This is a genomic window from Bacillus sp. KNSH39 (assembly GCF_052656585.1).
In genome coordinates this window covers 3,356,338-3,377,555 of sequence record NZ_JBQXYO010000001.1, presented here as the reverse complement: position 1 = coordinate 3,377,555, position 21,218 = coordinate 3,356,338, and the positions used below count along the sequence as shown (strand labels likewise).

24 protein-coding genes are annotated in these 21,218 nt (G+C 36.2%); 20 read left to right on the top strand and 4 right to left on the bottom strand.

Annotation, left to right across the window (positions count from 1 at the left end):
* Positions 1 to 23 precede the first annotated feature (23 nt).
* The gene (locus ACUL40_RS17380) at positions 24 to 782 is read right to left on the bottom strand and encodes a TrmB family transcriptional regulator (RefSeq protein ID WP_000939483.1); all 759 of its coding nucleotides are present in this window, start codon (positions 780 to 782) and stop codon (positions 24 to 26) included.
* Between the two features lie 186 nt (positions 783 to 968).
* Between ACUL40_RS17380 and ACUL40_RS17375 the strand changes: the two genes are divergently transcribed.
* From ACUL40_RS17375 to ACUL40_RS17360, 4 genes are all read left to right on the top strand, one after another.
* A complete protein-coding gene (locus ACUL40_RS17375; RefSeq protein WP_000946359.1) occupies positions 969 to 2,969 on the top strand; it encodes a methyl-accepting chemotaxis protein in 2,001 nt (666 codons plus the stop codon).
* 77 nt (positions 2,970 to 3,046) lie between these two features.
* Positions 3,047 to 3,349: an MTH1187 family thiamine-binding protein gene (locus tag ACUL40_RS17370; protein WP_001018860.1), complete on the top strand. Its 303-nt coding sequence runs from the start codon at positions 3,047 to 3,049 to the stop codon at positions 3,347 to 3,349.
* Positions 3,350 to 3,397: 48 nt separating this feature from the next.
* The gene (locus ACUL40_RS17365) at positions 3,398 to 3,643 is read left to right on the top strand and encodes a YusU family protein (RefSeq protein WP_001290594.1); all 246 of its coding nucleotides are present in this window, start codon (positions 3,398 to 3,400) and stop codon (positions 3,641 to 3,643) included.
* Positions 3,644 to 3,954: 311 nt separating this feature from the next.
* On the top strand, positions 3,955 to 4,872 hold the full coding sequence (locus ACUL40_RS17360; protein WP_000436783.1) for a proline dehydrogenase family protein: 918 nt from the start codon (positions 3,955 to 3,957) through the stop codon (positions 4,870 to 4,872).
* A 22-nt stretch (positions 4,873 to 4,894) separates the two neighbouring features.
* On the opposite strand, the gene ACUL40_RS17355 is transcribed toward ACUL40_RS17360, so the two are convergent.
* Together ACUL40_RS17355 and ACUL40_RS17350 are read right to left on the bottom strand one after the other, a co-directional pair.
* Positions 4,895 to 5,734 carry a D-alanyl-D-alanine carboxypeptidase family protein gene (locus ACUL40_RS17355; RefSeq protein WP_000831462.1) on the bottom strand — a complete coding sequence of 280 codons (840 nt, stop codon included), beginning with the start codon at positions 5,732 to 5,734 and terminating at the stop codon, positions 4,895 to 4,897.
* Positions 5,735 to 5,821: 87 nt separating this feature from the next.
* Positions 5,822 to 5,968 carry a YuzL family protein gene (locus tag ACUL40_RS17350; protein WP_001096344.1) on the bottom strand — a complete coding sequence of 49 codons (147 nt, stop codon included), beginning with the start codon at positions 5,966 to 5,968 and terminating at the stop codon, positions 5,822 to 5,824.
* Positions 5,969 to 6,205: 237 nt separating this feature from the next.
* Between ACUL40_RS17350 and ACUL40_RS17345 the strand changes: the two genes are divergently transcribed.
* From ACUL40_RS17345 to ACUL40_RS17300, 10 genes are all read left to right on the top strand, one after another.
* A complete protein-coding gene (locus tag ACUL40_RS17345) occupies positions 6,206 to 8,587 on the top strand; it encodes a 3-hydroxyacyl-CoA dehydrogenase/enoyl-CoA hydratase family protein (protein ID WP_000486377.1) in 2,382 nt (793 codons plus the stop codon).
* A 21-nt stretch (positions 8,588 to 8,608) separates the two neighbouring features.
* Complete coding sequence (locus ACUL40_RS17340; RefSeq protein ID WP_001206324.1) at positions 8,609 to 9,781, top strand: acetyl-CoA C-acetyltransferase; 1,173 nt, start codon at positions 8,609 to 8,611, stop codon at positions 9,779 to 9,781.
* A gap of 138 nt (positions 9,782 to 9,919) precedes the next feature.
* On the top strand, positions 9,920 to 11,704 hold the full coding sequence (locus ACUL40_RS17335) for an acyl-CoA dehydrogenase family protein (RefSeq protein WP_000416291.1): 1,785 nt from the start codon (positions 9,920 to 9,922) through the stop codon (positions 11,702 to 11,704).
* A 136-nt stretch (positions 11,705 to 11,840) separates the two neighbouring features.
* Positions 11,841 to 12,563 (top strand): MBL fold metallo-hydrolase, encoded by a 723-nt coding sequence (locus ACUL40_RS17330; protein ID WP_445422805.1) that lies wholly within the window; start codon positions 11,841 to 11,843, stop codon positions 12,561 to 12,563.
* 3 nt (positions 12,564 to 12,566) lie between these two features.
* Entirely contained in the window at positions 12,567 to 13,115 is a 549-nt protein-coding gene (locus ACUL40_RS17325; protein WP_000074925.1) for a TetR/AcrR family transcriptional regulator, read from the top strand.
* A gap of 465 nt (positions 13,116 to 13,580) precedes the next feature.
* Complete coding sequence (locus ACUL40_RS17320) at positions 13,581 to 14,294, top strand: CPBP family intramembrane glutamic endopeptidase (protein ID WP_025688442.1); 714 nt, start codon at positions 13,581 to 13,583, stop codon at positions 14,292 to 14,294.
* A 146-nt stretch (positions 14,295 to 14,440) separates the two neighbouring features.
* The gene (locus ACUL40_RS17315; RefSeq protein WP_001180555.1) at positions 14,441 to 14,626 is read left to right on the top strand and encodes a hypothetical protein; all 186 of its coding nucleotides are present in this window, start codon (positions 14,441 to 14,443) and stop codon (positions 14,624 to 14,626) included.
* 13 nt (positions 14,627 to 14,639) lie between these two features.
* Entirely contained in the window at positions 14,640 to 14,888 is a 249-nt protein-coding gene (locus ACUL40_RS17310) for a spore coat protein (RefSeq protein WP_001002981.1), read from the top strand.
* Positions 14,889 to 15,133: 245 nt separating this feature from the next.
* Entirely contained in the window at positions 15,134 to 16,084 is a 951-nt protein-coding gene (locus tag ACUL40_RS17305; RefSeq protein WP_000820649.1) for an L-lactate dehydrogenase, read from the top strand.
* Between the two features lie 22 nt (positions 16,085 to 16,106).
* Entirely contained in the window at positions 16,107 to 17,120 is a 1,014-nt protein-coding gene (locus tag ACUL40_RS17300; protein ID WP_000666172.1) for a PTS transporter subunit IIC, read from the top strand.
* Positions 17,121 to 17,183: 63 nt separating this feature from the next.
* Here ACUL40_RS17300 and ACUL40_RS17295 read toward each other — a convergent pair whose 3' ends face one another.
* A complete protein-coding gene (locus ACUL40_RS17295) occupies positions 17,184 to 17,831 on the bottom strand; it encodes a phosphatase PAP2 family protein (RefSeq protein ID WP_000713775.1) in 648 nt (215 codons plus the stop codon).
* 143 nt (positions 17,832 to 17,974) lie between these two features.
* Between ACUL40_RS17295 and ACUL40_RS17290 the strand changes: the two genes are divergently transcribed.
* From ACUL40_RS17290 to ACUL40_RS17265, 6 genes are all read left to right on the top strand, one after another.
* Complete coding sequence (locus tag ACUL40_RS17290; protein ID WP_059304208.1) at positions 17,975 to 18,502, top strand: hypothetical protein; 528 nt, start codon at positions 17,975 to 17,977, stop codon at positions 18,500 to 18,502.
* Positions 18,503 to 18,912: 410 nt separating this feature from the next.
* Positions 18,913 to 19,278 (top strand): arsenate reductase family protein, encoded by a 366-nt coding sequence (locus ACUL40_RS17285; protein ID WP_000218968.1) that lies wholly within the window; start codon positions 18,913 to 18,915, stop codon positions 19,276 to 19,278.
* A gap of 41 nt (positions 19,279 to 19,319) precedes the next feature.
* Positions 19,320 to 19,703: a glycine cleavage system protein GcvH gene (gene gcvH / locus ACUL40_RS17280; RefSeq protein WP_000026897.1), complete on the top strand. Its 384-nt coding sequence runs from the start codon at positions 19,320 to 19,322 to the stop codon at positions 19,701 to 19,703.
* A gap of 256 nt (positions 19,704 to 19,959) precedes the next feature.
* Entirely contained in the window at positions 19,960 to 20,304 is a 345-nt protein-coding gene (locus ACUL40_RS17275) for a toprim domain-containing protein (protein WP_000640870.1), read from the top strand.
* A 3-nt stretch (positions 20,305 to 20,307) separates the two neighbouring features.
* A complete protein-coding gene (locus tag ACUL40_RS17270; protein ID WP_002008881.1) occupies positions 20,308 to 20,616 on the top strand; it encodes a thioredoxin family protein in 309 nt (102 codons plus the stop codon).
* A gap of 152 nt (positions 20,617 to 20,768) precedes the next feature.
* The gene (locus ACUL40_RS17265; protein WP_001242139.1) at positions 20,769 to 21,113 is read left to right on the top strand and encodes a hypothetical protein; all 345 of its coding nucleotides are present in this window, start codon (positions 20,769 to 20,771) and stop codon (positions 21,111 to 21,113) included.
* Positions 21,114 to 21,218 lie beyond the last annotated feature (105 nt).

The window sequence follows — 21,218 nt, the reverse complement described above, 5'->3', positions numbered from 1 at the left end:
TTAGACTCCTTTTTATTATTTAATTAGTATCTCAACTTCATCAACAAACTCTTAATTTCATCATCTTCCATAAAGAGATCGTGGTGCTTCTGGGTGATCTTTGCAAGTGCAACGTCGTGATAGAAAAATTCTGTAAAGAACTTTACGAAAGGTTGTGACATTGTTTTCATCGCTTGCCATGACTCTTGTTCTACGCCAGCAAATAAAATTTCACGATTGTCAACGATAAGTAGCAAGTAGCGCTCTAATGCATTAGGTTCTTCAGCTGGGATTAGAAAATGCATGTTTTCTAAGTCTGTTTCTACTTCTCCAACAATAAGGGATTCAATTTGAACACCTTGTTTTGCTTTTTGTTCTAGTAAAGGGAGATATTCTAAAAGAGTATCATTCCAAGCTGAAATACGGATTGATTCTTGTGCACTTTCAATGAGTTCTTTACTTTGAACTCGAATAGAAGATTGCATTTTTAAGCTCCACACACGGTCATCTGTAAATGATTTTTTTGATATATTTGTTTCCAGTTCTTTAATATTTGATTGGAATTCTGTCGTTAATTTTTCAATTGCTAGTTTTAGTGGTAATGCTGTATACAATTTTTTCTTTTCTGAAACAGAATCCATTACCATTCCTTTATCGATTAGGCGTGCTAGTACTTCATATATTTTTGCTTTTGGAACACCTGAATGCTTCACAATTGTTGTAGCATCTAATGGTTCATTGCTTGATACGACAACTTCATAAGCTTGGCTTTCATATTGTGAGAAACCGAATTTTTGTAACATAGTTCCCTCCGAACGAATGAGATTATATTTTAAGGATAATGAACTATTTGTTTTTGCACAAGTGGTAGTCCGTTTTCTAATTGTATTAAGGTGAGAATTAATTTCAATTTTTTAATTTTATCTATTATACTTAATATAATGATTAATAAGATTTTAATTTAATACGAAGGGGATGCTTGGGGGAAAATGTTAAGAAGTTTACGTTTAAAAATTGCGGTAGTGTTTTCAGTACTTATTTCTATGATGTTCGTAATATTGGGTACAGCTGTGTATCAATTACAGAAAGAAAAGGAAGTGCGCTCCTTAGACGAGTATTCTCAAAATGCGATGGATCTTGTGACAGAGCAACTTACGACATTTGTTCAAAGAACGGATGAAGATATGGGGTATTACGCGAACAGTGAGATGATTCGTAATATGCTTCAAGGTGGGGTTACTCCGGAAGAGGAAGCGTTTTTAACGAAAGAGTTTGCGGAGTATAAAAAGAATCATCCTGGTATTTTAGATTTATATATTGGTACGAAAGATAAAAAAACATTAAGTGCCAATCTTGCTGAAGGTGGGCAAGTGCCAGAAGGATACGATCCAACGACAAGACCATGGTATAAAGATTCAGAGGCTGATGTAAAAAAGGTCCATTGGGGACAACCTTCTTATGAAATTGCAACAGGCAAGTTAAGTGTAGGTGTTTCTAAAGCAATTACAGCTCAAGATGGGTCTGTATTAGGCGTTGTTGCGATGGATGTATCGCTTGGGACGATTCAGAAGTTGCTTCACAATATTCAATACAATAATGACGGAGAAATGTTTATTATAAATGATAAAAATATGGCTCTTGTTTATCCAGAAAAGATAGGGAAAGATGTTTCTAAAGAGCCGCTTATAAAGAGCTTAAATAAAGAGGGAACAAAATATGCGGTCACTACAATAAAAGGTGAAGATGTAGTTGTTTATAGTCAATCATTTGATACGATGAAATGGACGATAGGAATCTTTTATCCGAAAGAAACGATCGATGGGCTATTAAATAGTACGAGAAATACAGTTATTATAATGGCATGTATTAGTTTATTAGTTGGAATCGTAGCTTCCTACTTATTCTCAAGAAGATTAGCAAGACCACTGCAACTATTAAAGAATCACGTGCAAAAAGTAGCAGAAGGCGATTTAACGCTGCGAATGAAAGTGACAAGTAAAGATGAAGTTGGAGAGTTGACGAAGCACTTTAATGATATGGTTGAACAAATGAATGAAATGGTAAGTAAAATTAAAAACAGCGTATCAACGGTGCAACAATCAACGAATAGTTTACATTATTTAACGAACGAAACAGTAGCGGCTAGTAGAGAAGTTTCAGGAGCGATGGATGATGTGAGCGGAGGAGCTTCTACTCTTGCGAATAGTGTGGATGAAGTTTCAGCTCAGCTCGAGAATATGGCGGAGTCAGTAGAACAAATGAATAGCTCCGTTGGTGAAATAAAAGGAGTGGCTGGCAAAGCGGAAGAGGCATCTAAGCAAGGATTAAATACAATGAGGAATTTAATCCGTACGAGGGGACAATCATCTTCGATTGTTGTTCATACAGAAGAAGCATCGGATAAGTTAGAACAAAGAGTTGGATCGATTCAAAATGTTGTTGAGCTTATAAAAGGTATTTCGGATCAAACAAATTTACTTGCTTTAAATGCATCGATTGAAGCTGCCCGTGCAGGTGAGCAAGGTAAGGGATTTGCGGTTGTTGCTGAAGAGGTTCGGAAATTAGCGGAACAATCAAAAGAGGCAACCGGAGAAATCACAATGATGATTGGTGATGTACAATTAGAAGTAAAAAGGGTTGTAGAAGTTGTAAGTAAATTGAAAGACATTGCTGATGTGCAAAATAAAGTGACGTCAGAGGCGGAAATGGAGTTCCGTACAATTATGTCAGTTGTAAATACGATTAGTACTTCAGTTGAAAAAATTGTAGAAGAGGTACATAACATAGGTTATGAGCAAGGGGAAATTACAGCGGTAATGCATACAATTGCTGGTACGAGTCAAGAAAGTGCAGCTGTTTCTGAAGAGGTACATGCTGCAACGGAATCACAGGTGAATCATTTAGAAAAGGTAGCTCACACGATGGAAAGTTTGACAGAACATATGAGAGATTTAGAAAGATTAGTCGAGCAGTTTAAAGTGGAAGAGTAACATATTAGTAAAATGATGAGGATTTCGGTAAAATAGACAATGGATATATAAGAAACGATTATAGGAGGAAGACTACTATGGCAATTGTTGATGTATCGATTATTCCAGTAGGAACAGGTAATCCAAGTGTTAGTGAATATGTAGCAGAAGTACAAAAGGTGCTAGAGAAAAATGCGGATCGCGTGAAGTATCAATTAACACCGATGAATACAATTATTGAAGGAGATCTTCCTGTCATTCTAGAAGTAATACAACAAATGCATGAAGTTCCATATACGAAAGGTGCACAGCGTGTTGCAACAACTATTCGTATTGATGATCGTCGTGATAAAGTAAGCACAATGGAGAAAAAATTAAACTCTGTTCGATCAAAATTATAAGAAAAAGCAGCGATCTTCGCTGCTTTTTTCATATAGGAGGTAAATAAAATGAGTGAAAAGTTTAACGAGCAGTTTGATGGTTTACTGGAGAAATATACTGAGCTGTTACTTGGAGAGAGCAATGAAGAGAGAAAAGAACAGGTACAGAAGTGGGCACTGTATTCTTACATAGCTAAGACGATGCCAGCTTTAGTAAAGCATTGGAATGAAACTTATCCAGATGCGAAAGAAGAGATGGTACAGTTAATTACAGATATTAAAAGGCTGAATGAAGAGAAGCGAAATGAGCAATAAAAAAACTTGAGGTAAATATAATCGCAAGTTTTCTGTATTAATATCCTTATATAATTTACATGGAATATAAAGGATTTTATAGGCATGTCGAATATTTTCGACATGCCTATTTTATGCCTATTAAACTCCATTTTTCTAAATGTCGAAAAATATTTCGGGTATATTTATAAGCAGAAATATAGGTTTTTAAATGTTTTTATAGTATTTTATAAATTATCTAAATAATTATTTGTATCCAATAATTTTAAACAATGATATAATTTTGAAGAGGGGTAAAAAACAGATAAATTACAGTCATAGGGGTGAATTACATGGAACAATTAATGCGAAATTCGTTTCTTTTCTTATCTAAAAATAAAGCGCTAACAAAACTGGCTAAAAAGTACGGTTTACGCTTTGGTGCAGGTCGCTTCGTCGCAGGGGAGACGATTGAATTAGCGACAGCTGCCATTCAACAATTAAATAAGCAAGGTCTTTGTGTAACAATCGATTATTTAGGTGAATTCGTTGATAATGAAGCGGAAGCAAATGAAATGGCTAACCAATCGATTGAAGCGATCCGTGCAATTGGAAGAGAAGGTCTTGATTCGCAGCTTTCTTTAAAGATGACTTCTATGGGATTAGATATCTCTGATGAAATCGTAATGAACAATATGCGCCGTATTTTAGAAGCTGCAAAAGAAAATGGTGTGTTCGTTACAATTGATATGGAAGATTATACACGCTGCGGTAAAACAATTGATATCTTTAAACAATTAAAATCTGAGTACGATAATATTGGTACTGTTATTCAAGCTTACCTATATCGTACAGAAAAAGATATTGAGGATTTAAATGCTTATAAACCTAATTTACGTCTTGTAAAAGGAGCTTATAAAGAACCTGAAGAAGTGGCGTTCCCGGACAAGAAAGATGTAGATGACAATTATAAAAAGATTATTAAAATGCACTTATTAAATGGAAATTATACTGCAATTGCTTCACATGACGAAGCAATTATTGAATATACAAAAAAACTTGCTGAAGAACATAATATTCCAAGGGATCAATTTGAATTCCAAATGTTATATGGTATTCGTAATGAGCGTCAACTTGAGCTAGTAAAAGAAGGTTACAAAATGCGTGTTTACGTACCTTATGGAAACGATTGGTATGGATATTTCATGCGCCGTCTAGCAGAGCGTCCAGCAAACGTTGCGTTCGTATTAAAAGGTATGGTTAAAAAATAACCAAGGAGAAAATACTCCTTGGTTATTTTAATTGCTGAAATGCATAATGTGCCATTTTCTTCGTATCAGGATATAGTTGCGCGCGAGTAGAAGATAATACGACGTTAATGACGCGTTTACCGTCTTTTTCATCCACTGTTACGACTGTATATTTGCCAAGTGCTGATAGACCGCTTTTACTTCCAATCGCATATGGATCGTCATATAGTTCTTCTCGTCCGTAGTTTGCGATGTTTGGAGAGCGTTCTGAAGTATGTAGAGTTGTACGTGTTGAATTCATATATTCTAAAACAACTGGATACTTTAATGCTTCTTTCGTAATAATAGCAATGTCATATGGCGATACTTTATTTCCAAGTGCATCAGCACCACTTGCGTTCTTGAAAGTCGCATGCTTTGTACCGAGTTCCTTCGCTCTAGCATTCATCATTTTCACAAATTCATTTTTTGATCCTGCAATATGTTCTGCGATGGATTCAGCTATTGGATCTGCACTAATGATAAGCATCAGTTTTAATGCCTCATCACGTTTTAACTTTTCCCCAGCACGAAGTTTAATTTTCTTACTTTGACTTTCTGTTTTAATTGCGTTTTCTGTAACTGTAATTTCTTCATCTTCTTTTACATTCTCTAGTAAAAGAAGGGTTGTCATCATTTTGGCTATACTAGCCGGATAAGAGCGTTCGTCTTCGCGTTTTCCATACAAAACTTCACCTGTGTCTGCATCGATTGTAACTCCATATTGCCCAGTAATATTAGGTTGATCAGCTCTTACAGCTTGTTGCCTTTGTGCATAAGAGAAGAAAATCATCCCTGTAAATAGTGTGGCAATCATTACAATCATAACTATTGTTCGTTTCATTATAATTCCCTCATTTGTTACAAATAAATTGGGCAGAAAAAGCAGCCATTAATCATTATGCCACGTTCTCTGCCCAAAAATATAGCGTTATTTTTCGCCCATATTATGCTTTTTATATTGTTGGTTATTACCTTGGCGTCCTTTTTCAACACCGTGATTATGTGGACCTGCGTTTCCAGTTACACTAGCTGCACTAATTCCAGCCTTTGAAGGGTTCTTCTTAAGTTTTGCCATATATATTCCTCCAGTTTCGTCAGATTATAAAAAGGAAAAGTGCATTTAAACAAAGAAAATACACATGTATAGCATAGCCAAATGAAAGAAAAATATTTATTTCAGAAAATTTTATCAATAAATATATTGCGAAAATTTAAACAGTATCATATATTTATTAGTAGAGGCTCACTCATTGATTGCGACTTATGTCGAAAAATTGAATGAGCATTCATTCAAGAATAGGGGGAGAATTGGATGTTCCAAATTAAAAAGGCTGCTGTTCTAGGTTCAGGCGTAATGGGTTCGGGAATTGCGGCACACTTAGCTAATATTGGTATTCCGACATTATTGCTTGATATTGTACCACCTGCGCTTACGAAAGAAGAAGAAGCGAAGGGACTTACATTAGAACATAAAAGTGTGAGAAATCGTTTTAGTAATACGGCTGTGCAAAAACTATTAAAGCAAAAACCAGCTCCTCTGACAGTGAAAGGAAATTTAGCACTGATTGAAGCAGGTAATTTAGAAGATGACCTTGAGCGTCTAGCTGATGTAGATTGGATTATTGAAGTAGTAGTTGAAAACTTAGATATTAAAAAGAAACTATTTGAAAAAGTAGATGCGGTTCGTAAACCGGGTTCTATCGTAAGCTCGAATACGTCAGGTATTTCAGTTGAAAAAATGGCAGAAGGTCGTTCAGACGACTTCCAGAAACACTTCTTAGGCACACACTTTTTTAACCCACCACGATATTTAAAACTTCTAGAGGTAATACCGACGAAAGAAACAGATCCACAAGTATTAAGCTTCATGAAACTATTTGGCGAAGACGTTCTTGGAAAAGGCGTTGTTATCGCAAAAGATACACCAAACTTTATTGGAAACCGCATCGGTACGTACGGTTTACTTGTTACTCTTCAAGAGATGGTAAAACGCGGCTATAGCATTGGGGAAGTTGATTCTGTAACAGGCCCACTTATTGGTCGTCCGAAGAGCGCAACGTTCCGCACATTAGATGTTGTCGGTTTAGATACATTCGTACACGTTGCAAATAACGTATATGAAAATGTGCAAGAAGAAGAGCGTGATGTATTTAAAGTACCAGCTTTCATGCATGACATGCTGGAGAAAAAATGGCTTGGAAGTAAAACGGGTCAAGGCTTCTTCTTAAAACAAGGAAAAGAAATTTTAGAATTAAATCCTGAAACGATGGAATACGAAGCGCGTAAAAAATTAAAAGCTGCATCCGTAGAGTTAAGTAAACAAGAAAAAGGATTAGCGAATAAATTGAAAGCGCTTGTATACGCAAAAGACCGTGCAGGAGAGTTATTATGGAACATCATTACACCAACTCTTTTATACTCTGCAAAACTTCATAAAGAAATTGCTGACGATATCGTTGCAATTGACCAAGCGATGAAGTGGGGCTTTGGATGGGAGCAAGGGCCATTTGAAGTGTGGGATGCAATCGGCGTTGAAAAATCTGTTCAAAAGATGGAAGAAAACGGCGTAGTTGTTCCTACTTGGGTGAAAGAAATGTTAGAGAAAGGTTTCACTACTTTCTATAAACATGATAACGGCGATAGCTACTATTACGATAATGGCGAATATAAGCTAATCGAGCGTAATAAAAAAGCAATTTCTCTTAAGCAATTAAAAGCGAAAAATGGTGTATTAAAGAAAAATAGCGGAGCGAGCTTAATTGATTTAGGCGACGGCATCCTTTGCTTAGAGTTCCATTCGAAGAGCAATGCAATCGGTATGGATATTACGCAAATGATTAACTACGCTGTTGATGAAGTAGAAAAGAATTATAAAGGTCTTGTTATCGGTAACCAATCGAAGAACTTCTGCGTTGGTGCGAACCTAGCAATGATCTTAATGGAAGCACAAGACGACAACTACTTTGAAATTGAGTTAGTTGTGAAAAACTTCCAAGATGCAATGACGAAAATTAAGTACTCTTCTAAGCCAGTTGTAGCAGCACCATATGGTATGACGCTTGGCGGAGGTACAGAAGTTTGCTTACCAGCAGCGAGCATTCAAGCTTCTAGTGAAACGTATATGGGCTTAGTAGAAGTTGGTGTTGGCTTAATCCCTGGCGGAGGCGGTAATAAAGAGCTATACATTAAACACTTAAACAAAATGGCAAACGGTGTAGAGTTTGATCTGCAAAAAGTTGCAAATAAAGTGTTCGAAACAGTCGCAATGGCGAAAGTTTCAACTTCAGGACAAGAAGCAGTTTCTCATAACTTCTTAGGTGATAAAGATGGTATTAGTGTGAATGGTGATCACTTACTATACGATGCGAAACAGAAAGCACTTGCTTTATATGAAGCTGGTTACAAAGCGCCAATCCGCAAAAAGATACCAGTTGTTGGGGAAACAGGATATGCAACTCTTGCACTTGGTGCAGAAGCAATGCATTTATCTGGTTACATTTCAGAGTATGACCTTCACATTGCGAAGAAACTTGCATATGTCATTGCGGGCGGAAAAGTACCGTACGGAACAGAAGTTGATGAGCAATATTTATTAGATGTAGAACGTGAAGCATTTATTAGCTTAGTAAGTGAGATGAAATCACAAGCAAGAATGCAGCACATGCTTGTAAAAGGAAAGCCATTACGTAACTAATAACGAGGGGAGATATCGTTCATGAGAGAAGCTGTCATTGTTGCGGGAGCAAGAACACCAATTGGAAAAGCAAAGAGGGGTTCATTAAAAACAGTTCGTCCTGACGATCTAGGGGCGTTAGTAGTAAAGGAAACGTTAAAGCGTGCAAATTATGAAGGACCAATCGATGATTTAATTTTCGGTTGTGCGATGCCAGAAGCAGAACAAGGTTTAAATATGGCTCGTAATATCGGCGGACTAGCAGGACTTTCTTACGATGTTCCAGCTATTACAATTAACCGTTACTGTTCTTCTGGTTTACAAAGTATCGCTTACGGAGCAGAGCGCATTATGCTTGGTCACTCTGAAGCTGTATTATCAGGCGGAGCGGAATCAATGAGTTTAGTTCCAATGATGGGACACGTTGTTCGTCCGAATAGTCGCCTTGTAGAAGCGGCTCCGGAATATTATATGGGTATGGGACATACAGCAGAGCAAGTTGCTGTGAAATATGGAATTTCTCGTGAAGAGCAAGATGCATTTGCAGTAAGAAGTCATCAACGTGCTGCGAAAGCATTAGCTGCAGGAAACTTTGCTGATGAAACAGTACCTGTAGATGTAACGTTACGCTCGGTTGGATCAAACAATAAACTGCAAGAAGAAACAATCACTTTCGCACAAGACGAAGGTGTAAGAGCAGAGACGACGCTAGACATTTTAGGGAAATTACGTCCAGCATTTAACGTTCGCGGTTCTGTAACAGCTGGTAACTCTTCACAAATGAGTGACGGTGCAGCATCTGTACTATTAATGGATCGCGAAAAAGCAGTGAGCGATGGCATGAAGCCACTTGCGAAATTCCGTTCATTTGCAGTAGCTGGCGTACCACCAGAAGTAATGGGAATCGGCCCAATCGCTGCAATTCCAAAAGCGCTAAAACTAGCTGGCTTAGAGCTATCTGATATTGGCTTATTTGAACTAAATGAAGCATTCGCTTCTCAATCAATTCAAGTTATTCGTGAACTTGGTTTAGATGAAGAAAAAGTAAACGTAAACGGTGGTGCAATCGCACTTGGACATCCACTTGGCTGTACAGGGGCAAAACTAACACTATCTCTTATTCACGAAATGAAACGCCGCAACGAACAATTCGGTATCGTAACAATGTGTATCGGCGGCGGAATGGGAGCAGCGGGAGTATTTGAATTACTATAAAAAGTGGAAGCGGCTCGTTCAGAACGAGACGACGCTAAAGCAAAGAATGGAAGCAACAAAGGTTTATAAAAAAAGGGAGAGCCAGCTTCTTTCAAAAAGAGAGAGGCGGCTCATGAAAATATGAAGGAGGAAATTTTCATGGAAAAAACAGTAGGAAATGCGGTTAAAGGCGGTAGCTTTTTAGTAGATGAGATTACGATTGATCAAGTGTTTACGCCAGAAGATTTTTCATCTGAGCATAAAATGATTGCAAAAACGACAGAGGACTTTATTGTAAATGAAGTTCTTCCAGAGCTTGAATATTTAGAGCAACATGAGTTTGATCGTTCAGTTCGTCTTTTAAAAGAAGCTGGGGAACTTGGTTTATTAGGCGCTGACGTACCAGAAGAGTACGGCGGAATTGGTCTTGATAAAGTAAGCTCAGCGTTAATCGCAGAGAAATTCTCTCGCGCTGGTGGCTTTGCAATTACTCACGGTGCTCACGTAGGTATCGGATCTTTACCAATCGTATTATTCGGTAACGAAGAGCAAAAGAAAAAGTATTTACCATTACTTGCAACTGGTGAAAAATTAGCTGCATACGCATTAACTGAGCCAGGTTCAGGATCTGACGCATTAGGAGCAAAAACAACTGCACGTTTAAATGCAGAAGGTACACATTACGTATTAAACGGTGAAAAACAGTGGATTACAAACTCTGCATTCGCTGACGTATTCGTTGTATATGCAAAAATCGATGGAGAGCACTTCTCAGCATTTATCGTAGAGAAAGACTACGCTGGCGTATCTACAAGCCCAGAAGAAAAGAAAATGGGTATTAAATGTTCTTCAACTCGTACGTTAATTTTAGAAGATGCGTTAGTACCGAAAGAAAACTTACTTGGTGAAATCGGTAAAGGTCATATTATCGCATTCAACATTTTAAATATCGGTCGTTATAAATTAGGTGTTGGTACAGTTGGATCTGCGAAACGTGCAGTAGAAATTTCAGCACAATATGCAAACCAACGTCAACAGTTCAAACAACCAATCGCTCGCTTCCCATTAATTCAAGAGAAACTTGCGAATATGGCAGCAAAAACATATGCAGCTGAAAGCTCTGTATATCGTACAGTAGGTTTATTCGAAAGCCGCATGAGCACATTATCTGAAGAAGAAGTAAAAGATGGTAAAGCAGTAGCAGCTTCTATCGCTGAATATGCAATCGAGTGCTCTTTAAACAAAGTATTCGGTTCTGAAGTATTAGACTATACAGTAGATGAAGGTGTTCAAATTCACGGTGGTTACGGATTTATGGCAGAGTACGAGATTGAAAGAATGTACCGTGATTCTCGTATTAACCGTATTTTCGAAGGAACGAACGAAATTAACCGCCTAATCGTACCAGGTACGTTCTTACGTAAAGCGATGAAAGGTGAATTACCACTTCTTCAAAAAGCACAAAAATTACAAGAAGAGTTAATGATGATGATGCCAGAAGAAGTAGGCGATGAGCCATTAGCACTTCAAAAGTATTTAGTAACTAATGCGAAGAAAATCGGTTTAATGGTAGCTGGATTAGCGGCTCAAAAATACGGTAAAGCATTAGATAAAGAGCAAGAAATTCTGGTAAATATCGCTGACATCGTAAGCAATCTATACGCAATGGAATCAGCTGTTCTTCGTACAGAAAAAGCAATCAAAACAACTGGTCTTGAAAAGAATAAACAAAAAGTGTTATACACTGAAGTATTCTGCCAAGAAGCATTTAACGAAATCGAAGCAGATGCGAAAGAAACACTTATCGCAGTTGAAAACGGCGACATGCTGCGCATGATGTTATCATCATTACGTAAATTAACTCGCCACACACCACTTAACGTAATTCCGAAGAAACGTGAAATCGCTGCGAAAATTTTAGAAGATGAGCGTTACACAGTTTAATATCTTTAAAGAACAGTAGTTGTTTATACGGCTACTGTTCTTTTTTTGAAAAAAAATTTTTTTAGTGACATAAAACTAATACCATTAGTATAATAAAACTAATGGTATTAGTTTTTGTGAAAAGGGAGATGGGACTATGAGGATGATACATGAAAAAACGGTATATCAATTGTCATTTTTGCCAAGAGTGTTTCCTGTGAATTGTTACTTTGTGGAGGAAGAAGCTGGTTTAACTTTAATTGATGCGGCTTTGCCATATAGCGCAAAAGGTATTTTACAGGCGGCTGAGAAAATAGGAAAACCAATTACTAAGATTGTATTAACACATGCGCATGATGATCACATCGGTGCATTAGACGCATTAAAAGAAGTACTTCCTCATGTTCCAGTCTATATTTCTAAGCGGGACGGAAAGCTGTTAGAAGGAGATACGACGTTACAAAAGGATGAACCGAATATACCGATAAAAGGCGGTGTACCTAAAAAGATAAAAACGGTACCTGATATTTTATTAGAAGATGGCGACCGAGTTGGATCGCTTCTTGCGATTATGACACCGGGACATACGCCAGGCTCCATGTCGTTTCTTGATGTAAGAAATAAAGCTCTTATTGTCGGAGATGCATTCCAAACAAGAGGAGGTATGGCCGTTTCAGGACAAATGAAATTTTGGTTTCCGTTTCCGGCGATGGCAACGTGGAGCAAAGAAATATCATTACAAAGTGCACAGAAGTTAAGAGAATATGAGCCTTCCTTGCTTGCGGCAGGACATGGAAAAATGATAAACGATCCAGTGGCTTTCATAGAGCTTGCTATTAAAGAAGCGAAGCGGAATATAGAAAGTAGAAAAGAGGGTTAATTGATGTCACCGAGAATCGGACTTACATTACAAAAAATTGTAGAAACAGCAGCAGAAATTGCAGATGCAAATGGAGTACAAGAAGTAACGTTAGCTTCATTAGCGCAAACGTTAGGGGTACGTTCGCCCTCACTATATAATCATGTAAAAGGGTTACAAGATGTACGGAAAAATCTTGGCATTTACGGAATCAAAAAGCTGCATAACAGACTAGAAGAAGCTGCCGAGGATAAACGGATGGATGAAGCAATTCATGCTTTAGGAGAAGCGTATGTAGCATTTGTCCGAAAACATCCTGGACTATATGAAGCAACTTTTTTACGAGATGAAGAAGTAAGAAAAGCAGGTGACGGAATTGTAAAGCTTTGTCTTCAGGTTTTACAACAGTATGGCTTAGAAGGAGAGAATGCACTTCATGCGACACGCGGATTCAGAAGTATTTGTCATGGATTTGCTTCGATTGAACAACAGGGCGGATTTGGTTTGCCGTTAGATTTAGATATAAGTTTACATGTATTGTTGGAAACGTTTATTAAAGGGTTACGTGAATAAGAAGCGAGGCAAACAAAAACCTTAGAAGTGATTCTAAGGTTTTTTAGTGCATATAATTCGAAAAGAGCGGTAGGCTTTTTCTCATTACATGATATTATTTTACAGGTTTGAAAAATGTGTATATGGCTAAGAAAAAGCAAACGAAACTGAATACGGTAGGATCTTGAGATGGACTAGGCTCAGAGCCCTTCTGGATTTCTGTAAGGAAGTCATGTGTTTTCATGTTCATTGCTCCTTTAACTAATAAAATTTATATGATGCGAGGGTTATGGTGGATAGATAAGAAATTTTTGGAATTTCATCTAATAATTATTATATAGTAATCTAATTCCAAAAACTATATAATACAAAGCTTTCATGATATGTAAAATTGCATGTTATTCTTTTTGAAAAATTTGTTATATTATCTTTATATTTAAATTAAAGGATTTTAATGAGATAAATGAGAATAACTGGAGGGATACTGTGGGTAAAACAGTGTTAGAGGCGTATAATGTGGAAAGAAAAATCGAGAATATAACATATAAAAATCTATTTGTAATGATAGCAATGATTATAGGGATTTCACTCCTAGGAGGATTATTTCTTGGTTTAGCCTTTGAGATTTATGGAGAAGAAGCATTAAGTACTAAATTAGAAGGATATTACTTACTCTTATTCGATGCAATTGTTGTTGCTATCGTTTTATTAGCTTATAAACCAGTTCTTCATTTTATTAAATACATTTGGGATGTATCCGTTTTGAAGAATGGGAAGACATATTTATATCTATTAATTGGTTTTATTATCATTGCAGTATCACAATATTTAATGTTACATGTGTTTAGTTTTGAAAGTGCAGCAGAACAAAAGGAACAATTAGGAGGTTTAGGACTTCAAAATAACATACAAAGTATTATATATGTGTTAAGTATTGCTATCATTACGCCGGTTAAAGAAGAAATTCTATTTCGAGGTATTTTATATCGATTTTTAGAAAAGAAATATAATTTTTTAGTTAGTATCATTATCTCTTCCTTCATTTTTGGACTTCTTCATGGGGGGCTTCTAATTACAGCAACGATTATGGGAATGGTATTTGCAATGTTATACAAAAAGACGCAATCTATTATACCTAGTATTATTTTACACATTGTATGGAACTTACTTGTGAGTATAAGTATGATTGTATCTCTATAAAAATAAATACATAACCAGTATAAAAGGTGAATGGCTTAGCTATTCATCTTTTATTTTGTATGCACGTGAAAAAGTTAATTCATGTATACAATCAAAAAATAGCTAAATACTAACAGTGAACGAATAAAGAAAGGTAGGAGTATTCCATGCAAAATTTAACAGAGCTTGAAGTAGAAAACTTACGTCATTTAATTGGTGGACACGCAACAATTATTAACAAGTTGGAGCAGTATGCACAGACGTGTACAGATCCACAACTGAAACAAATGCTACAAAAAGATGCGCAAGATGCACGAAATACGAAACAGCAATTAATGACTTTCCTAGGATAGGAGGAAGCGGAAAATGAATGAAAAAGATATGGTAAATGATTATTTAGCAGGATTAAATGCAAGTTTAACAAGCTATGCAAATTATATTGCTCAGTCTGATAATGAACAGTTACATCAAACGTTAATTCAAATTCGTAATCAAGACGAGGCGCGCCAACGTAATATGTATGAGTACGCAAAGCAAAAGAGTTATTACAAACCGGCAGCACCTGCTAATCCGATGATTGTACAGCAATTAAAAAGCCAATTAAGTGCGGAATAACAGGAAAAAGAAAACGAGCGAATTTATTCGCTCGTTTTCTTTTTGTATATGTCAATAAATACATAATAAATATTTTTCCAGTTGTAACAAATATGACGAAAATGGAATATGACAATTCACAAAAAGGACAAAAACTTTGTTCAATATTTCACAAAGTATCCATGGTTTCTATCGTGGGAACCTCTATAATTAAGAATGTAAAGAACAAAAGAAATAGATTATATGATCAATTAGGAGAGATTGCTATGAAAAGACATACAAGAAAAATTGCAATTATCGGTACTGGATTAGTTGGATCAAGTTGTGCGTATTCCATTGTAAATCAAGGGATTTGCGAAGAGCTATTATTAATTGATATAAATCATGAACGTGCAGTTGGGGAAGCAATGGATTTATCACATTGCATTAACTTTACAAATACAAGAACAAAAGTATATGCAGGAAGCTATGAAGACTGCAAAGATATGGACATTGTCATTATTACAGCAGGGCCAGCACCAAAACCAGGGCAAAGTCGCTTAGATACTTTAGGAGCGAGTGCGAAGATTATGGAAAGTGTTGTTGGTGGTGTAATGGCAAGTGGATTTGATGGTATTTTCTTACTTGCATCGAACCCAGTTGATATTATTACATATCAAGTGTGGAAATTATCTGGATTACCTAGAAATCGCGTAATCGGTACTGGTACATCACTAGATTCTTCTCGCTTAAGAACAATTTTATCTGAAATGCTACATGTAGATCCTCGTAGTATTCATGGGTATTCATTAGGAGAACATGGTGATTCTCAAATGGTTGCTTGGTCTCATGTAACTGTTGGTGGAAAGCCAATTCTGCAAATTTTAGAAGAACAAAAAGAGCGATTTGGTGAAATAGATTTAGATGAAATTGTTGAGAAGACTGCAAAAGCTGGCTGGGAAATTTATAAACGTAAAGGAACTACTTATTACGGGATTGGAAATTCTCTAGCATATATTGCGAGTTCAATCTTTAATGATGATCACCGTGTCATTGCTGTATCAGCCATTTTAGATGGTGAGTACGGTGAATATGATATTTGTACAGGAGTACCAGCTATTATTACTAGAGACGGTATAAGAGAAGTTGTAGAACTCAATTTAACAGAGGATGAAGAATCTCGATTCGCAAAATCAAACGATATTTTACGTGATTATATGAAAACAATTGGTTACTAACTTATAGGAGAAGGTGAAACAAATGAAGGAATATATAATGTCTCGTGTATTTAAAGCATCTGCTGGAATCGCACAAGGTATTTTCGTATCCCTCGGAATTGGTTTACTGATCGAAAATATAGGAAGAATTGTTGATATACCATTACTTATTACAATCGGAGTTGTTGCAAAATCACTAATGGCACCGGCAATTGGTGCTGGAATTGCTTTTATGCTCGGTGCAAACGGTCTTGTAATCTTCTCGGCGATGGTAGCCGGAGCGATTGGTGCCGGATCCATTTCGATTACTGAAGCTGGTCTAATTATTAAAACAGGTGAGCCAATCGGTGCATTATTAACAGCAACTTTAGCTGTATATATTGGTAAACGTTTAAGCGGAAAAACTGCGTTAGATATGATGCTCGTTCCATTTGCGGCCATATTAGGTTCTGGTTTAGTAGGCATTTGGTTATCTCATAATATTACTCCTGTTTTAAATGCAGTTGGAGCGTTTATTAAAGATAGCTCAGCTGGTAGCCCATTCATCGCTTCTATCGTCATTGCAGTAGTTTGGGGACTATTACTTATCTCTCCAGCTTCATCAGCTGCGTTAGCAATTGCACTTAGCTTAGACGGTGTTGCAGGTGGTGCAGCTCTTGCTGGATGCGTTGCTCAGTTTATCGGATTCTCTGTCATCTCAGCAAAAGAAAACAATTTAGGTGGCATATTAGCTCAAGCACTTTGTACTCCGAAAGTACAGTTACCAAATATCACTAAAAATCCAATGATTCTCGTCCCAACTGTCGTCGCCAGTGCTATAGTCGGTCCAGTATCAGCATTAATTTTCCAACTGGAAGCAGGAAAGGAAATTGCAGGTCTTGGATTAAGTTCTCTTATAGCACCAATTAATTTAATTTCCAGCCAAGGATGGGAAGTTCTCCCGGCGATGGTAATTACTTATATCGTCATTCCAGTAGCTGTTTCTTATATACTTTACATTGCTCTTAAAAAAGCAGGTCGTATTCATTCTGGTGATATGACTGTACCGCAATCTTAAATTGAAAATCTCCTTAATAATAGATAAAAGCAGACTGAAGCCACAGTCTGCTTTTTTGTCATGCTACATTCTATGATTTTGTTTTACTGGAACTCTTATTGGTTCTTTGGCCAATAAGAGCTGAACGCCGAAGTAAAGTATGCTTGCAAGCGTCATTCCAGAAACGGCATCTACAAAGGCATGCTGCTTCGTAAATAGCGTTGATAAAATAATAAGTGTACCGAAGAAAGTAAGGATGTAATATTCAAAAACATGCTGTTCTCTACGCTTAAAGGCAGCTAACATAATTACAAATGTAGTAAGAACGTGAATGCTAGGGAAACAGTTTACTGGCTGGTCGATACTATAAATATAGCGAACTAGTTCAGAAAATACATCTGTTCCAACGACAGTCGGACGTGGTACAGTTGTTTGCCAAAAATAATAAATAGAAAAACAAGCAAGCTTTCCAAAAATAACACTACTTAAAGTAACATAATATTGCTTTCGGTCAGCAAAACAGTAATAAATAAGTGCGCCGTATAAGTATGGAAACCAAAGTAAATAAGGAATAATAAATGCTTTTACAAATGGAATCCAATCATCTACTACAGTTGTAACGTCTACTGCGTGAACAGTCGATTTATTTAATACGTCGTAAAGGGGACTTACGAGTACGAGTAGAAGTATATAACTTAACGGAAGAAAAGATGAAAGTTTAAATTTCTTCATGTTGATCTCCTATGTTTAGTAATGTAAGTAAATTCAATTGATTATAATATAGAAACGTGAATTGGGCTATCGATTTTACTTACATTTTCTTGAATTAACCTTACGTTTTTGTCACTTGACTAAAAAGAAGGGGAGGGTGCTAAATGAAGCGTTTATCGTATTTCTTATTTTTTATATTGATATGCCTAGTCGGTGCTGGGTGTGCAAAGGATAAAGAAGGAGAGAAATTAGAATATAACGGAAGAGCACTCGTAATTGGAGTTGTTGGAGAAAAACCGAAAGATACGTTTAGGAATATAAAGTTTGAGGAAATGAAGTTAGAGGAACTGGAAAAGAAATCTAAGGAAGTAGATGGTTTTCTAATAATGAAAGATCACTTTCAAGAAGCCTCAACAGAGCAATATAAAAATGTATTTTCATCACTAAAGAAACCAGTGTTTTTTATCGGTTTACAAGATAAATCATATTCGATTTTTATTACAAAAGGGATAGAGTATAACAGTGCCCGAAATGATGTAAATGCTATGTATACGCAAGGGTTTGCGAATATCGGAAGTGGTGAAGGACAACAATGGGCAGTTGGTTTATCGAATGGTGGAAATACAGAAGAAAGTATTCATAATATGTATATCGTCGTATTTCAAACAATTGCAGATTATTTAAATAGATAATGAAGGAGCCTGCAAAAGAGGCTTCTTATTTTTTTAATCAAACGTTTGTTTAAGCTGTATGTTCGGTAGGAAGAAACCGATGTAACTCAAGGGTTAACAAAGAAAAATAGAGAATTAATCAAACGTTTGTTTAAGCTGTATGTTCGGTAGAAAGAAACTCCTGTAGTTCAAAGGTTAAGAAAGAAAATGGAGAATTAATCAAACGCTTGTTTAAGATATATGTTTGGTGCAGAATCTAAAAAATTTATATATTTATTTTTTTCTTAACAAATGGCGGAAAAATAAGAAAAATCCGCAGGATTATTAAAAATTATCACGAAATAAGTAAAAGTTTAGCGAATAATGGTTTGAAATAATAAAACGTTTTCTATATGATAAAGGTAAAGGTTAGTAAAAAAGTAGGTGAATTTATGACAGTAACATTTTATTCATATCCAAAGTGTGGCACATGTCAAAAGGCAAAGAAATGGTTTGAGGCAAACGATGTAGCATATGAGATGATTCATATTGTTGAAAATCCACCATCAAAAGAAGATTTACGTAATTTACATGAAAAAAGTGAATTACCATTAAAAAAATTCTTTAATACAAGTGGAATGCGTTACCGTGAACTTGGTCTAAAAGATAAGTTGAAAGATGCAAGCGAAGACGAAATGTATGAGCTTTTAGCATCTGATGGCATGTTGATTAAACGTCCAATTGTAACAGATGGAACGAATGTAACACTTGGTTTTAACGAAGAGCAGTTTGAAAGTGTGTGGAAAAAGTACCAATAAGGTATTTTTACATAATTAATACATTCACTGGAGGTACAGTCATGAGCATTCCAAATAATTTACGTTACTCTGAAGAACACGAATGGGTAAAAACTGAAGGTAATGAAGTTGTTATCGGTATCACTCACTTTGCACAAGGTGAGCTAGGCGATATCGTATTCGTTGAACTTCCTGAAGTAGGTGCAACAATCGAAGCTAACGAGCCATTCGGAAGCGTAGAATCTGTTAAAACAGTTTCTGAGTTATACGCACCTGTAAGCGGTAAAGTTGTAGCAGTAAACGAAGAATTAAGTGACCAACCAGAACTTGTTAACGAATCTCCATACGAGGGTGCATGGATGGTTAAAGTTGAACTTTCTGATGCAAGCCAAGTTGAGAAGTTATTAACTGCAGAAAAATATGCAGAAATGACAAACCAAGACTAATTATAGTCGACTAAAGGACAGCCTTTGTGCTGTCCTTTTTTATTTTTTGTGAAATAATGAAATTCAAGTTATATGTAAATAAATAAGCTATTATGAGAAAAACTGTTTTTTGGTAAGGTTTCATAAGTCTTCACAATCTAAACGAGCCGCTTGCGCTTTTCTTTTGCAAAAATAAACAGGAAACAACATGAAAATAACGAATATACTATATACTAAGTTCAAGGTTGTATAGTATATGGTGATCGGGTGATGACATATGATTTATGTAGAAAAAGTCATTATTGTAGAGGGTACATCAGATAGAAGAAAGATTGAATCTATTATTCGTGAACCGGTGGAAATTGTTTGTACAAATGGTACAATTGGTTTGTCGAAAATGGATGAGCTCGTTGATCAATTTTTTGATAAGGAAGTGTATGTGCTAGTGGATGCTGATGATGCTGGAGAAAAGTTAAGGAAACAATTTCGAAAAGAATTCCCGCAAGCCGAGCATATCTATATTGATCGCTCGTACCGAGAAGTGGCAACTGCGCCATCTACACACTTAGCAAATGTATTATGGGGAGCCGACATTGACGTTTATACAGAATATTTACGGTAAGGAATGATAGAAGTGATTGATTGGACAGGAGCCGAAGCTACAGCCCTAATAGAGAACGAAGAAAAAACAGTATTATATGTATATACTCCAATGTGTGGAACATGCCAATTAGCAAAAAAGATGTTAACAGTGGTTGAGATGACAATTGAAGATTTGAAAATTGGGATGTTAGATTTAAATTATGCTCCGCATTTAGCAAAAGAGTATGGGATTGAAAGTGTACCTTGTTTACTTGTTTTTGAAAATGGGACACTGATGAAGAAGATATACGCATTTCATTCGGTTGAATATTTATATACGGAATTAAAGTAGGCGGCAAAAATTTTGCCGCCTCGACATATTTCTTGGGAAATATGTCGAGATGCAGGATGGATACAGTATTTGTCGAGCGAAAATAACAGGATTGCTCTTTAGTGAGAGGGAATGATATGTAATAGAAAGTGATATGAAGGATGTGATTTAGGGTGAGATTATATTCTTTGCTTCAATCATTTGTAAATTACGCTAATGGTCAATATCATTTAGAACCGCTTTTAAGACAAGAAGAAAAAACTGTTAATTTTCGCTTTGGAGATGAAAGTTGTTCGTTACAAATTTCAAGAGATTATATAGAGTTGGTACATGAGGAAAGAGGAACGGAACAAATCATTTGCTTAGATGAAAAGGATATAGAACAATTGGTGAATGGAAATGTACGATTGCAAATGCTAATGAATGATGGACGTGTACAATATTCGGGAACGTACCGAACGATGTTATTAGTGGAATCGATGTTTCATATATGTAAACCGATGTCAGTAGGTGCTTAAAATTCTGAAGTTTCATTTTTTGCGAAAATTTCTGTTGACATGGTGAGTGTATATTGATACAATTCAAGTCATAAAATATAGACAATTTCATAAATTTCAAATCAG